This window comes from Streptomyces sp. NPDC031479, from assembly GCF_055581065.1.
In genome coordinates this window covers 16,733-29,617 of sequence record NZ_JBVIKC010000004.1, presented here as the reverse complement: position 1 = coordinate 29,617, position 12,885 = coordinate 16,733, and the positions used below count along the sequence as shown (strand labels likewise).

The 12,885-nt window shown below is 69.7% G+C and carries 11 protein-coding genes and 1 pseudogene; 8 read left to right on the top strand and 4 right to left on the bottom strand.

Annotated elements, in window-relative coordinates; translation table 11 throughout:
- Positions 1-33 precede the first annotated feature (33 nt).
- Positions 34-1,950, bottom strand: coding sequence for a helix-turn-helix domain-containing protein (locus ACZ5D2_RS06565; protein WP_468927629.1), 1,917 nt, complete (start codon positions 1,948-1,950; stop codon positions 34-36).
- Between the two features lie 34 nt (positions 1,951-1,984).
- Positions 1,985-3,370: an MFS transporter gene (locus ACZ5D2_RS06560; RefSeq protein ID WP_371680333.1), complete on the bottom strand. Its 1,386-nt coding sequence runs from the start codon at positions 3,368-3,370 to the stop codon at positions 1,985-1,987.
- 236 nt (positions 3,371-3,606) lie between these two features.
- Between ACZ5D2_RS06560 and ACZ5D2_RS06555 the strand changes: the two genes are divergently transcribed.
- The 5 genes from ACZ5D2_RS06555 (at position 3,607) to ACZ5D2_RS06535 (ending at position 8,859) form a co-directional block, all read left to right on the top strand.
- Positions 3,607-3,822 carry a hypothetical protein gene (locus ACZ5D2_RS06555; protein WP_371680334.1) on the top strand — a complete coding sequence of 72 codons (216 nt, stop codon included), beginning with the start codon at positions 3,607-3,609 and terminating at the stop codon, positions 3,820-3,822.
- A gap of 117 nt (positions 3,823-3,939) precedes the next feature.
- A complete protein-coding gene (locus ACZ5D2_RS06550; protein ID WP_371680335.1) occupies positions 3,940-4,416 on the top strand; it encodes a cupin domain-containing protein in 477 nt (158 codons plus the stop codon).
- 458 nt (positions 4,417-4,874) lie between these two features.
- Positions 4,875-5,918 (top strand): DUF2278 family protein, encoded by a 1,044-nt coding sequence (locus tag ACZ5D2_RS06545; protein WP_468927959.1) that lies wholly within the window; start codon positions 4,875-4,877, stop codon positions 5,916-5,918.
- Positions 5,919-5,947: 29 nt separating this feature from the next.
- Entirely contained in the window at positions 5,948-7,609 is a 1,662-nt protein-coding gene (locus ACZ5D2_RS06540) for a hypothetical protein (RefSeq protein WP_468927624.1), read from the top strand.
- A gap of 101 nt (positions 7,610-7,710) precedes the next feature.
- The gene (locus tag ACZ5D2_RS06535; RefSeq protein ID WP_371680338.1) at positions 7,711-8,859 is read left to right on the top strand and encodes a hypothetical protein; all 1,149 of its coding nucleotides are present in this window, start codon (positions 7,711-7,713) and stop codon (positions 8,857-8,859) included.
- Between the two features lie 109 nt (positions 8,860-8,968).
- Here the strand turns inward: ACZ5D2_RS06535 and ACZ5D2_RS06530 are convergent, their stop codons facing one another.
- Positions 8,969-9,913 (bottom strand): hypothetical protein, encoded by a 945-nt coding sequence (locus ACZ5D2_RS06530; RefSeq protein WP_468927620.1) that lies wholly within the window; start codon positions 9,911-9,913, stop codon positions 8,969-8,971.
- Positions 9,914-10,393: 480 nt separating this feature from the next.
- Here ACZ5D2_RS06530 and aac(6') point away from each other — a divergent pair, with 480 nt between their 5' ends.
- Together aac(6') and ACZ5D2_RS06520 are read left to right on the top strand one after the other, a co-directional pair.
- Positions 10,394-10,867, top strand: coding sequence for an aminoglycoside 6'-N-acetyltransferase (aac(6'), locus tag ACZ5D2_RS06525; protein WP_371680340.1), 474 nt, complete (start codon positions 10,394-10,396; stop codon positions 10,865-10,867).
- Positions 10,868-10,926: 59 nt separating this feature from the next.
- Positions 10,927-11,903: pseudogene (locus ACZ5D2_RS06520) on the top strand (transposase).
- Between the two features lie 359 nt (positions 11,904-12,262).
- On the opposite strand, the gene ACZ5D2_RS06515 reads toward ACZ5D2_RS06520, so the two are convergent.
- Positions 12,263-12,463 carry a hypothetical protein gene (locus tag ACZ5D2_RS06515; RefSeq protein WP_468927617.1) on the bottom strand — a complete coding sequence of 67 codons (201 nt, stop codon included), beginning with the start codon at positions 12,461-12,463 and terminating at the stop codon, positions 12,263-12,265.
- A gap of 135 nt (positions 12,464-12,598) precedes the next feature.
- On the opposite strand from ACZ5D2_RS06515, the gene ACZ5D2_RS06510 reads away from it, so the two are divergent.
- Complete coding sequence (locus ACZ5D2_RS06510; protein WP_371680342.1) at positions 12,599-12,775, top strand: hypothetical protein; 177 nt, start codon at positions 12,599-12,601, stop codon at positions 12,773-12,775.
- The last annotated feature ends 110 nt before the right edge of the window (positions 12,776-12,885 follow it).

Sequence of the window (12,885 nt, the reverse complement as noted above, 5' to 3'; positions counted from 1 at the left end):
GGGGGGAGCCCTGTCAACACGCTGTCGAGGAGGTCAGGAGGGAGACTGCGGGGACGGCTCCGCGGCCGCCCCGCCGGACACCTGGTGCAGGCGCAGGGCCAGTTGGAGCTCCAGGCTCCGGTCCGGCGACTGCCAGCCGGGGCCCAGCAGACGGCCGACGCGGTCCAGGCGCTGGACGACCGTGTTCACGTGGACGTGCAGGGCGTCCTTGGCCCTGGCCTGGCTCATGCCGCAGGCGAAGTAGACCCGCAGCGTGTGGACGAGGTCGCTGCCGCGCCGGGCGTCGTACTCCAGCAACGGCCCGAGGACGTCCCGGACGTAGGCCGGCAGGTCCGGCCGGTCGCCCAGCAGTACGCCGAGGAACCCGAGCTCCGCGAGCGCGGCGCCGTCCCCGTCCCTCCCGAGCGCGCGCAGCGTGGACAGGCAGCGCAGGGCCTCGGCGTGCGCGGCGGGCAGGGCCGAGGGACTGCCGTCGGCGCGCGCCGCCCCGACCGTGACCGGGCCGCCCACCGCCCGCCCCAGCGCGGCGGCCAGCGCCGGGGCATCCGCACCCTGCGAATCCGAGGGCGCCAGCAGCACGACGTGGTCGTGGTGCACCCCCGCCAGACCCCTGCGCTCACGGGCCCGGTGAGCCGCCGCGGCGAGCAGCCGCGGGCGCGGGGCCACCGCGCTGTGCAGGACGAAGAGGGCGTGCGGACGTCCGAGGTCCACCCCCAGCCGACGCGCCCGCACCGCCAGGCCCGCCGGATCCGCCGACGGACTGAGCAGGTCGCCCAGCAGCTCCCCGCGTATCCGGTCCTCTGTCTCCGCCACCGAACGACGCAGGAGCAGCAGCAGCGCCGTGACCGTCGCGGCACGCTCGAACAGGCGCCGTCCGGCGTCGTCGAGACCGGCCCGGCCGGTGAGGGTGACGCTGCCCAGGAGCTCGGGGCCGGCCAGCACGGCGCACACCCAGGTCCCCTCCAGGGGCACCGCCCGCCCGCTGCTCCGCGACGCGACCACGGCCCGCGCGGTCGGCGGCCGAGGGACCGACCGTACGCGGGCCAGCTCCACACCGTCCGCGTCGTGGATCAGCGTGCCGCCGTCGAGGAGGGTGCCGATCGCCGCCGCGACCTCGGTGATGTCCCCGCCGCGCAGGACGAGACCGGTCAGCCGGTCGTGCGCCTCCTCGGCCCGCCGCAGCGCGTCGCTGTTCTCCCGGATGGTGCGCGACGCGGCGTTCAGCTCGGTCAGGGCCTGACGCGTCTCCTCCAGCAGCCGGGCGCCGTCGATGGCGATCGCGGCGTGGTCGGCGAGCGAGGACAGCAGGGCCACCTCGCGCGCGGAGAACGCGCGCGGGCTGCGGTCGGCGGCGAACAGCACCCCGATCACCCTCGGGCCCAGCCGCAACGGCACCCCCAGGATCGCCCGCAGGTCCTCCTCGGCGACGGCGCTGTCGATGGGACCGGTGTGCCGGAAGCGGGGGTCGCTCTGGTAGTCCCCGGTCGCGTACGGGCGGGCCGTCTGGGCCACGAGACCGCCCAGCCCCTCGCCCATCCCCAGCCGCAGTTGCTGGAAGGCGGCCGACACCGAACCGTCGGTGACCCGCATGAAGGTGTCGCCCGCCGCCTCGTCGTTGAGGGAGAGGTAGGTGACGTCGGTGTGCAGCAGCTGCTTGGCCCGGTGCGTGATCGCCCGCAGCACCGCGTCCAGGTCCCGCAGCGCCGCGAGGTCGCCCGCCGTGTCGAACAGCGCGGTCAGCTCCGCCTCGCGCGTGCGGTGCTGCAGCAGCGTCCGGTGCACCTCCAGCGCCACCGCCGTGGCCTCCTCCACGACCGCCAGCTCCGCGGCGCACGCACCGGCGGAGCGGGCGGCCGCGGCCGGCCGCGCGAAGTCCTCCGCCGGCGCGCCCCGGGCCAGCAGCCCGAGCAGGTCGCGCAGGGCGGTCCGTCCGGCGGTGGGGTCCGTCATGCCGGTGAGCTTACGTGCGCGGGCTCGGGCGCCGTCAGCCGCCGAGGCCGGCCCGGACGGGTCCGGACGCGGATCCGGACCCCGACGCCGGTCCGGACGCCGACCGGGTGAGGCTGCGCCCCCTGGTCTCCCGGGCGAAGAGCACCGTCACGGTGGTCACCAGCGCCGTCGCGCACACGTACAGGGAGACCGGGACGGAGGACCCGTAGTCCTTGAGGAGTTCGACGGCGATGATCGGGGCGAGCGCCCCGCCCACGATGGAGGCGAGCTGCGACCCCATCGAGGCACCCGAGTAGCGGACCCGGGTGTCGAACATCTCCGAGATGAAGGCCGCCTGCGGACCGTACATCGCCCCGTGCAGCAGCAGCCCCGCGGTCACCGCCACGGCGATCACGGGGAACGAGCGCGAGTCCAGCAGGGCGAAGAAGGCGAACGCCCAGCCCGCCATGCCGACCGACCCCACGAGGGTCACCGCCCGCCGGCCGATCCGGTCGGACAGGGCGCCCCAGGCCGGAATGGCGACGAAGTGGACGGCCGAGCCGATCAGTACGGCGTTCAGGGCGTCGGCCTTCGGCAGGTGCAGGTGGGCGGTGACGTAGACCAGGAGGAAGGCGGTGAGGACGTAGTACGAGACGTTCTCGCCGAGCCGGACCCCGATCGCGGTGAGCACTCCGCGCCGGCCGGTGCGCAGCACCTCGACCACCGGCGGCCGCTGCCTGGCCCCCGCGGCCTCCTCGGCCTCGGCCCGGGCCCGCGCCTCCAGGAAGGCGGGCGACTCGGAGACCGACACGCGGATCCACAGCCCGATCACCACCAGCACCCCGGACAGCAGGAAGGGGATCCGCCAGCCCCAGGCGAGGAACGCCTCGTCCGACTGGACGGCGGCCAGCAACGCCAGCACCCCGGTGGCGAGCATGTTCCCGCCGGGTGCGCCGGCCTGCGGCCAGGAGGCCCAGAAACCCCGCCTCCGGTCGTCCCCGTGCTCGGCGACCAGCAGCACCGCCCCGCCCCACTCCCCGCCCAGCGCGAACCCCTGCACCAGCCGCAGCACGGTCAGCAGCACGGGCGCCCCGGCCCCGACGCTCGCGTGCGTCGGCAGCAGCCCGATCGCGAAGGTCGCCCCGCCCATCATCAACAGGCTGAGCACCAGGAGCCGTTTGCGCCCGATCCGGTCGCCGTAGTGCCCGAAGACGATCCCGCCGAGCGGCCTCGCGGCGAACCCGACGGCGTAGGTGAGGAAGGCCAGCAGGGTGCCCACAAGAGGGTCGCTGGAGGGGAAGAACAGCGTGTTGAACACGAGCGCGGCGGCGGATCCGTAGAGGAAGAAGTCGTACCACTCGATGGTGGTCCCGATGAGGCTCGCGGCGACGATCCTGCGTATGCCGGACGGGCTCGTTCTGCTCGCTGCGGGGGAGACCATGTGCACCACTTCCAGAGGGTCTGCGGGGACGTCGGGTGTGGCCACAACGTAGAAGCCACCAGGTCAGCGGCATATGTGGCGGGCCATCACAATCAGATGCCGTCCTGTGTGCCCTACCACCACCTGATGGCCGATGGCTCATTCACGCCCCGGGAAGTGACCCTTGCGGTTCGCGTCGGATTCGCTCTACGAGCAGTACTCGACCCTCTTGGACCACAACGGCCCAGGCAACCGCCGTGAAGAAGCCAGGTTCGACCGCGATCACAGAGCGGTTCACCCAGTGGGACATCAACGTCGACCGGCTCCCGCTCCACTCCGACGCCGAACTGCCGCCCGTGATCCACGAGGTGATGACCGGGCTGGACCTTCCCGCCCGGAGCGACGACTCCTGCCTGGCCCCCGCCCGGCTGCGCGGCGAGGGCGCGGCCGCCCCCGCGTCCTGGCGCCCGTGACCGCCCGGCTCGAGTGTCACTGGTGTCGGGCCACAACACCCCGGTGAGTCTGGAAGGGTTGGCCCGGTGCAAACCTGCGCCCGAACGCGTACCACCTCCGTCGACCGGGAGAGAAGCATGACCATCAAGGATATCGGGCCCGAACCTCAGAGCTTCGACCTCGAGCAGGCGACGCTGGAGAACGCCAACTACCGCTCGGTCGCCTGGTCCGGGAAGTACCTCCAGCTGACCCTCATGTCGATCCCGGTGGGCGAGGACATCGGCCTGGAGGCACACCTGGAGACCGATCAGTTCCTCCGGCTCGACGCGGGCCGCGGCCGCGTTCAGATGGGCAGCGCGAAAGACCGCCTCGACTTCGACCAGGAGGTCGAGGACGGCTGGGCGGTCTTCGTGCCCGCCGGCACGTGGCACAACGTCACCAACACCGGCGACGAGCCCATGCAGCTCTACGCCGTTTACGCCCCGGTCCACCACGCCCCGGACAAGATCCACGCAACCTTCGCCGACGCGGAACGCGACGAGGACTCGGGCAACGACGAGCCCCCGACCTGGTCGGTCCAGCCCACCCACCGCCCTGCGGACAAGCACGCCTGACCACCGGCGGGGGCACCCCCCGCCGGCCCAGGAGAATGGACGAGCCCCAGGTCGCTGGCCTGGGGGCTTTGCCATGGAGCGGATGCCGGGAACCGAACCCGCGCTATACAGCTTGGACATTACTCGGAGCTTGAACGCCGATATGTCATCTGACTCGTGGGAATGGCCGCAATGAGGGCCGGTGGCGGTGCGGCAGGCGACTGGTGGGCCCACCCGGCCCGCCCGACGGCGTTCTCGAGCGCGAGGCGCAGGTTCTTCCCGGCCCCGCTGAGACGGAGGCCGTCTGCTGTCGATTCCCACAGGTCGTCGACCTCACCGACGCGTCTGCGCATCCGACCGCGCATCTGCCCGGTAGCCGAAAGTTCCACGACCTCGCCGCCGAGGATCCGGTGCACCCCGGCGCGGATGAGATCGGTGACGAGCTCCGCGCGCTCCTCAGAGCTTCCCACGACGAACTTCTGCACGTCCTGGCCGCCCGCGCCGTCGACCGGCGCCGCGAAGGATCCAGAGATACCCCGCACTACCAGATCCACCTCACCGACAACGCCGGCACTCACTACCGAGCCGCCGTCAACGTGGAGTCACAGCAGGCGCCCTCCGAGCTCCTATACCTGTCCGACGACGATTTCCGCCATCCCGTGACCGAGCTGCCCCCGCCGGCCGGCAGCGGATGGACGGCCCTGGTGTCACAAGCGGGCAAGGCCAGCCGGGACTTCATTCGCGGGAACATGTTCGACCCCGCCTCGATGCGCATGCTCCCACCCGATGTCGAGGGCGCCGACAACGACCCGGCCGACCTGCTCGACCACTACGTGCAGCGTGCCATCGCCGACCCCACCGCCACCCTCTACGTCTTCGGGCAGAGGTTCGGCCCCGAGGCGAACATCGCCGACAAGGTGTTCGGCTTCCGGCCCGGCAACGGCGTACACGACATCCACATGAACCAGGGCAACAGCGGCCGCTTCCGCTCCGACAACGGCGTCTGGCAGGACGGCGCCCTGTTCGTGCACCTACCCGCCGAAAACCGCTGGGTCGCGATCTTCCTGGCCTTCCAGCCCCAGGCCTGGCACACCGCTGACGACACCGGTCCCCCCGGCCGAGCGCGAGGGACGGACCATCACCTTCTGACACCACCGGGACCAAGGCCCCACAGCACCCTCGCCGGCCGGCCAAAGGCGACCTGGCCGGCGGGCGAGGGTGGTCTTCGCACGGCTGTTCCCGGAATCCCGTTCGGCCCGGGAGCGCGCCTTCACCGCGTCGGCGAACCGGGGCGGCCCGCGTTGCCGCCCCATCGGTATCGGATCGGGAAACGCACGATCACGGTGCCGGACCTGACGGGCGCTGCGTCAGGCGCACGCAGAATGCGGATGAGGGCAGCACCAGACTCTCGCCGTCTCATCGAATCAGCGGCAGGTACGGCCATTGAAGTGGATCTGCGGCTGCCGCCGGAGCGGGGTCGCATGCCTGGGTATGCATGTGCACATCGGCTTCAGTGCCACTGAAGAATGACCCATCGTAGGAGCGGACTGCCATGCCCGACCACGCGCAGCTGCGGCGGGCGACCGCCTGGATGAGTGCGACTGCCGTCGAGGAGGGCGACGCCGCCCGCGTCTCAGCTGCCTTGCGCGACCCTTCCGGTCACTTCCCGTTGGAGCCTGACGTCTCCGATGGCGGCTGCGGACCGGGTTCCACTGCGCTGGAGCCGGGAGGGCTGTACCGCAGGATCAGCGGCCGTGACGATCGGGCTCGGCCCGTCAGTGATGAGGAACTGGCGGCATTGGGTGACCCGATGGCGGTCACGTTCTTCCGCACGGGCAGGTTCCCGACCACCGTGCAGGAACTGCTGTCCGAACTCCCCACCGCGGCAGCCGCCTCACGCAAGGTGTACCTGGTCAGCGAGGCCGGGCACATCTCACCGGTTGCCATCGGCGAGCGCGACATGCGGTTCGCGATCACCACCGCCGTGGACGGCAATCAGGTGGACCTTCTGGTCAGCACCCAGGCCGGCGGCGACCCCGAGAACGGATTTCTTCAGGTCGCGGCGTGGGATTCTGTAGCGAGGGTCTTCAATTTCTATGCCCGTTTCGAATCGAGCTGGGTGTGGGCGGGCAACTCCTGGCACTCCCTGGAGCCGGACTCGCGGGGCAAGGGCTGCTTCGACAGCCACATCAACGGCTGCGCCGTGATGAAGGAATTGAGGATCCCCTGGATCAACTGGCAGTCAGAACGGGCCACAATCCGGCTCGCCGATGATGACCCGCTCCGCCATGACCAGCTGTTCCAGCAGGTCATCGGAGCCGAGCGGCTGGAACTGACGGTCAGGTTTCTCGTCACCCGGTGGACGGCTGCCCGCCTCGCCGAGGTGACCGCGAACGGCGTTGTGGACCACCCCGACCGGTTGCTGCGCCACCTGTTCACCGGCACAACGGTCAACCTCACCAGTACAGACCGGCAGAGCAGCACCATCACGGCGGACAGCGGAGAGCTGACGCTGCCCATGGGGTTCTGGCTGAACCAGGACGTCCTGTTCGACGACCTGCGACTGTTCGTGCAGGCCGCTCCGCCCAGGGCACAGGCCGACGCGTACCTGGCCGGCCTGACGCGGTTCGGTTTCCGGCTGGAGGAGAAGTTCAGCGGCTTCTCCCAGCCAGGTGACACGTTTTTCGCCTTCGTCGTCCCCGAGGCTGCCCACGAGGACAACGAGGTGGTCCGCCAGATGGTCCGCACGGGGCTCATCTCGGCCAGGTTCGCCGCCTGCGTGCTGATGGTGGACTTTCCGAACCCGGTCTTCAGCCCTGCCCGCAGTCTCCTCATGCGGTACGTGCCGACCACTGCGACCAAGGCCGTGGAGTTGTGTGACAAGGTCGCCCAGGCTATCTTGGACGCCGCGCGAACGCGGAACCTGCCCGCCGACAGTCCCGAAGCCCGCTTCGCCGCGCACTGGCAGGTGCCTGAAGACGCCTGGCGATCAGTGTTCGGACAGCGCGTGGACGCCTATCTGCGCAAGGTCACCCAACAGGTCCAGACCGCATCCGGATTCGACGACTACGTCCGGTTGGCCGAGTCGCGGCGTCGGCAATTTCGCCTCATGAAACTGAATGAGTTCGAGCTCACCCTGCCGGTCACCAGCATTCCCCCCGGTGCGCCGCTGCTGGCGATGCGCGAGGACGCCACCGTTGCGGAGCTGACCTGAGGCCGCCCCTGATCAGCCGGCACGGCATCGGCTTCAGCGGCACCAGCGACCGCTGCTTTCTTTCCACCCCTCCGTCTTCACGAGCAAGGAGAACGAGCGCCATGGCCACAGTGGATGCTTACGGGCCTCCCGGCAACCTCGACGATCTGGACGACTTCGGCCGCAAGGCCTGGAACGTGTTCATCTCCGACACGGTCGACGAGGCCATTCAGGGCCCCGATCCCCGTCAGGTCCTGAACGACAGTCCGAGACCGCAGTTCTACAACCTGACCAGCACGGACACGGCCTCGGACGTCCAGCGCGCCTCCATCACATGGACCGCCTTCCCCCGCATTATCAAGATCACCTCCGTGGGTGACCTCCAGCGATGGCAGCGCGCCGACGCCAGCCGCGACGTCCAGGACGAGTACTGCGAGTGGAGCGTCACCCGGGATGGCTCGGGAAAGATCACCCGGGTGGTGTTCACCTGTGAAGGCCCCGAGTACTGGGAGATCCTGGCGCAGACGAACCCGGACAAGGTGGTCGACCTCTACCGTAGCTTCATCAGTCCGGACGTGCGCAAGGAGGATCTGTTCTCCCCCAGCGGCAGGTACCAGCCGCGCAACAAGTGGAACGACTCCACGAGCCACGGCGCCATGCACCTGATTCAGCCGAACAACACCCTGGGCGCAGAGATCGAGTTGGCCGCGGCAGCCACCATCCGGCGCGTCGTCAACGGCCAGGAGCTGAGCACTGAGCAGGAACTCGTCAACTGCAGCAAGTACGGTGCCGCAGAGCGCAACAGTGATCCCCACATCGGCGCAGGAGTTAACGCCCTGGCCCGCCAGAAGGCCGACATCAGCCTCGCCGACCCCGTGGGCCTGTACTTCGACGGCCTGTCGACGGACGGCTGGGAGACCCCGGACGGCTCCGATCCCCAGAGCTACTGGACCTATGTGAGAGGCGACTCGGAACACCGTGTCCGTGCCGTCTACGAAGTGCCCCAGGACAAGGGTTTCGATGTCGGGGACATCACCATCGGCGGGAGGCCCATCGAGTTCGGAGCCCAGATCGCGGACTTCATCACCATCAGGCTCACGGGCGTCGCCTGCCGGTTCCACGACTCCACCGCCCAGCCGCAGACCGCCTGCAAGGAGTTCCCCGCGGTTGACGTGCGGCACGAGGGGTTCGGCGCGTCCGCCTTCTCCGCCTCCGGCCGCTTCCTGGATCCCCGTCCCACCCTCTCCCACCGATCCTCCCGCGCCACCTGACCCGTTCCGTCATGGAGCGGTCGGCGGCCGGCTGGACAGCCGGTCAGGAAGCCGGAGCCCCTGGAGGCCACTGCTACGGCCCATGTCGCCAAGGATGGACGTTCCGATGTCACCTGGCAGCACGCACTTCCCGGGCCTGGGTGCCGATGCGGTGTCCGAGCTCCCGATAGGCGTCGAACTGGGCATGGTCGAACCACTGGTCGAAGGTGGGCTGGCGGGGGAAGGCCTTCTCCCTGAGGGCGTAACTGAGCAGCTCGTACGGCATGTCGGGAGTCGGAGTGGCCTTCACGAAGATGATCGTCCCCTTCGTGTCGGCCGGTGTGCCGGGCGAGAACTCGACCGGCTCGGGGTACTCGATCGTGCCGCGCACCACGCTGGTGGCGGAGAGCCTGGCGTTCAGCGCCGCCATCGGTGTCTCGGGCGGGAGCGGTGGGGCGCTGCCGGGTACCAGGTCCAGCAGGTTCTGCCCCTCGTCCTTGAAGGTGATCTTCACTCCGAGGTCTTCGTAGGCGAGCGTGACCGCCTGCGCGAGGGTGGTGGCCAGCGGCGGCGTGTCCCCTGGGGAATCGATGACGTAGATCGTCCGGCAGCGGAGCCGGAGCGTTTCGACCAGACCGAGATTGTGGAAGTGCCCGCCGTCCGTGCACAGCAGCAAGGGAGTGGTATCCGAGTACCAGCCCACGAGTTCCTGGAGTTGGTACCGCAGCCGCCGTACCCGTGGTAGCCGCGGCATGATCCGGCAGGGCCCGTACTTCGCCAGTTCCGCGAGGTAGAGCGGGTTGGGGACCCAGGTGCCCAGCCGCACGTTGGAAAGGGCGAGCAGCCGCTCCATGAACATCGTCTGGGTGTCCATCGCGGAGGCGAAGGCCGCTCCTGACACGGCGACGGCCGACTGCACGGTCAGGTCGCGTCCGATCAGCGCGGGGGCCGTGTGCTGCAGGGTGTCGGTGCGGACCCAGCCCGTGTCGGGGCCACCGCAGTAGTCGGAAGCGAGGGTGAAGGGCACGGCGGGCGATTCCTCTCGGCCGGCCACCAGCAGGCGCGAATCGTTCACTTGCGGGCGATTTGGGCGATGTGGACAGTGGTAAGGGTGATTGCTGCGGGCCGCGTCGACACACTCGCCAACCCGGCTGGAGCGGCTGACGTCGCAGCTCCCCGGGGCGAAACCGATGTGCTTGGCCGGTGATACGACCGACCACCGACCTGGCCGGCCGGCCGGCATACGTCCGTCTCGGCCACCGGTGCCTTAGACGGCGGCCCCGGGTGTTCGGCCTGACTGCGGCGGCTCGGGAGCCGGACGGTCACACCGGTTCCGGTGTTCGGACGGTGGAAGCGGTCGCCGCTCGGCAGGCGCGCCGCCCAGGGGGCCGGTGCAGCTGGTTCGCCCCGTCCTCCCCCTCGCGGTCGACTTCCAGATCCGGCGTCTGCGGAGGCTGATCGACCCCGAGCGCGAGGTCGGACGTTACGACGTGGTCGGCTATTGAGCGAGTCATGCTTCTGAGCGCGCTTCCATCTCCCAGGGATACTGAGGGGCATGGAGCTGCGTGGGGACAAGGTCGTGCTGCGACCGGTGGCCGTCGGCGATGGAGAGGTCCTTGACAGGATCGTGCGGGAGCCGGAAGTCGCGGCGTGGTGGTCGCCCCCGGACGACTTCGAGGGCATGCTCGCCGTTGTCTTCGAGGGCGAGGTCATCGGAGCGATCCAGTTCGAGGAAGAAGCCGACCCCGAGTTCCGGCACGCCGGCATCGATATCTTCCTGACAGCGCGCCATCACGGGAAGGGACTCGGCACCGACGCCGTACGCACCCTGGCTCGGTTGCTGGTGCACGAACGCGGCCATCATCGGCTGACCATTGACCCCGCCGCGGCCAACACCGCGGCGATCCGCAGCTACGGCAAGGTCGGGTTCAAGCCCGTGGGGATCATGCGCGCTTACTGGCGCGACCACCGGACGGGCACCTGGCAGGACGGACTGCTTATGGATCTGCTTGCCGAGGAGCTGATCTGACCGGTCGGCACCAAGTACACCAGGCGTGACGTGATGCGGGCCGCACAAGTTCTTCGGCTGTGCAGACGAAGTGGGCCCGTGCGGCCTTGTCCCATGCTGCCTTCACCGGCATCTCCCGTGCACATCTCGGCGGCTTGATCGAGGAGTTGGCCCCGGCATGGCAGACGCGACGGGAGTCTGCGCTGCAGGAGCGATGCGGCGGAGACCGTCGGCGTGCCGCCGGGGCCGGACGCAAGCACGAGCTGGTCTTCACCGACCGGATGCTGGTCACACTGATCCACCTGCGCACTCAGCTCCCGCACGCCGCACTCGCCGAGCTGTACGACGTAGGCCGTTCCACCGTCACCGAGGCCATCGGCGAGATCCGCCCGCTGCTCGCCGAGCGCGGCTTCGCCGTCCCCGACCGGCCCGGCCTGCGACTGCGGACCCTGGCCGACGTGTTCGCCTACGCGGCCGCGGAGGGGATCAAGCTGCGGATCGACGGCACCGAGACCCAGGTCCGCCGCCCGAAGGCCCATCGACCCGGCCGCTGCGCGTTCGTCTCCGGCAAGAAGAAGCAGAACACCATGAAGACCACCACGATCAGTGATGGCCAGGGCCGCACCCTGTGGTCGGAGCCGACCGGCCCGGCCGGATGCACGATCAGACCGCGATGCGCACCGAGGGAATCGCCGAACAGCTTCGCCTGCACCCGACGGTGAAAGCCGAGGTCGACGAGGGCTACCGGGGCCTGGCCAACGAGTTCCCCGACCAGATCAGCGCCCCGCCGAAGAAGCCGAAGGACGATGCCCCACTCGGCGAGCGGTACGCCTGGCGTGAGCAGCGACGCCGCCAGTCCTCACGGCGGATCTGCGTCGAGCACGCCAACGCCGAGCACAAGCAGTGGCGCCCGCTGCAAGGATTCCTCGGGCGCCGCGAGCACTATCCGGCTACCCATCGGGCCATCGCCACCTTGGTCTCTGACCGCGCCGCCCGACGGGCCACCCGCCACAAGCCGAGCACCGAACTCGTGCTCGTCAGCATGACGGCCTGCTGACTCACCCCACCAGCCGAATCCCCAGGTCAGCACGCCCAAACCTCAATAGCCGACAATGCCGTTACGGCGCAGGCCACATCTACGACCGTGCCCGCCGCATCGGCGAGGCCGCCGCGGTCCGCGACACCCAGGCCCGGCACATCAGCGCAGTGCTGCAGAGCTTGCACCGCACTCCCGCTCCACCGGAGACCACGCCCGCCGCCCCGGTCACACCACCGTTCCCGGCCACCGTCCCGGCCTCGCGCGCCCGCTGACACCCCCTCAACCAGGTTCCAGGAGCACCCCTTCGGCTACCACCGGCCTGGGCGCGGCGTGTCGGCCCTGGTCGGGCCACCGCGTCCAGGCCGAACCCGGCGCTGTTAGGTTCCGGCGCAGTTGGTGAACGTCGCCCGGGTGCGGGCGCTGTAGATGCTGGCGCCCCCGTTGACGTCATACTTGAGGGGCACGGTGATGGTGTCGTCAGCGGTCCACGGGAAGCCTTGGGTGTCGAAGGTCCAGGTTCCGGTGGCCTTGGCGGCCAGTTCGGACAACGCGACCCACCCGTACTGGCGTGGGGGCACGTCACGGTCAGCTTGTTGCCCATTTCCTGCTTGAGGTCCACCGTGGTCGCACCGTTGACCTCGGCGGTGACTTCGAGCGTGAGCTTGGCGAGACCGATGCCACTGGCAGACAGGCTTCCCCCCAGTTTGAAGCCGATGGTGTTGCTCCACCCCGTGGAGGTGTTCAGCGAGAACTCCCACGGGATCGTGGTCGAGGTGTCGTTGAACCAGATCGGTGAGACGCACATCTCCGGCAGCGTGAACGGCGGTGTCTGGCCGGTCGTGGACCACGAGCAGGTCGAGGTGTCCTTGTTGCACCGGGCGGCCGCGTAGTCCACGGCCATGTTCCACGCCCCCGCGGACCTGCCGCCACCAACCTGACGACCCATCAGGGGTATGTTCGATAATGTCCCCTCGGGCATCTCGAAGCGGAGTCACCGCCA

Excerpts from the sequence above, each read along its gene's own strand:
- ACZ5D2_RS06535 (WP_371680338.1), top strand. The coding sequence starts at position 7,711 with ATGGCCACAGTGGATGCTTACGGGCCTCCCGGCAACCTCGACGATCTG.
- ACZ5D2_RS06540 (WP_468927624.1), top strand. The coding sequence starts at position 5,948 with ATGCCCGACCACGCGCAGCTGCGGCGGGCGACCGCCTGGATGAGTGCG.
- ACZ5D2_RS06550 (WP_371680335.1), top strand. The coding sequence starts at position 3,940 with ATGACCATCAAGGATATCGGGCCCGAACCTCAGAGCTTCGACCTCGAG.
- ACZ5D2_RS06565 (WP_468927629.1), bottom strand. The coding sequence starts at position 1,950 with ATGACGGACCCCACCGCCGGACGGACCGCCCTGCGCGACCTGCTCGGG.
- ACZ5D2_RS06510 (WP_371680342.1), top strand. The coding sequence starts at position 12,599 with ATGGTGTTGCTCCACCCCGTGGAGGTGTTCAGCGAGAACTCCCACGGG.
- ACZ5D2_RS06560 (WP_371680333.1), bottom strand. The coding sequence starts at position 3,370 with ATGGTCTCCCCCGCAGCGAGCAGAACGAGCCCGTCCGGCATACGCAGG.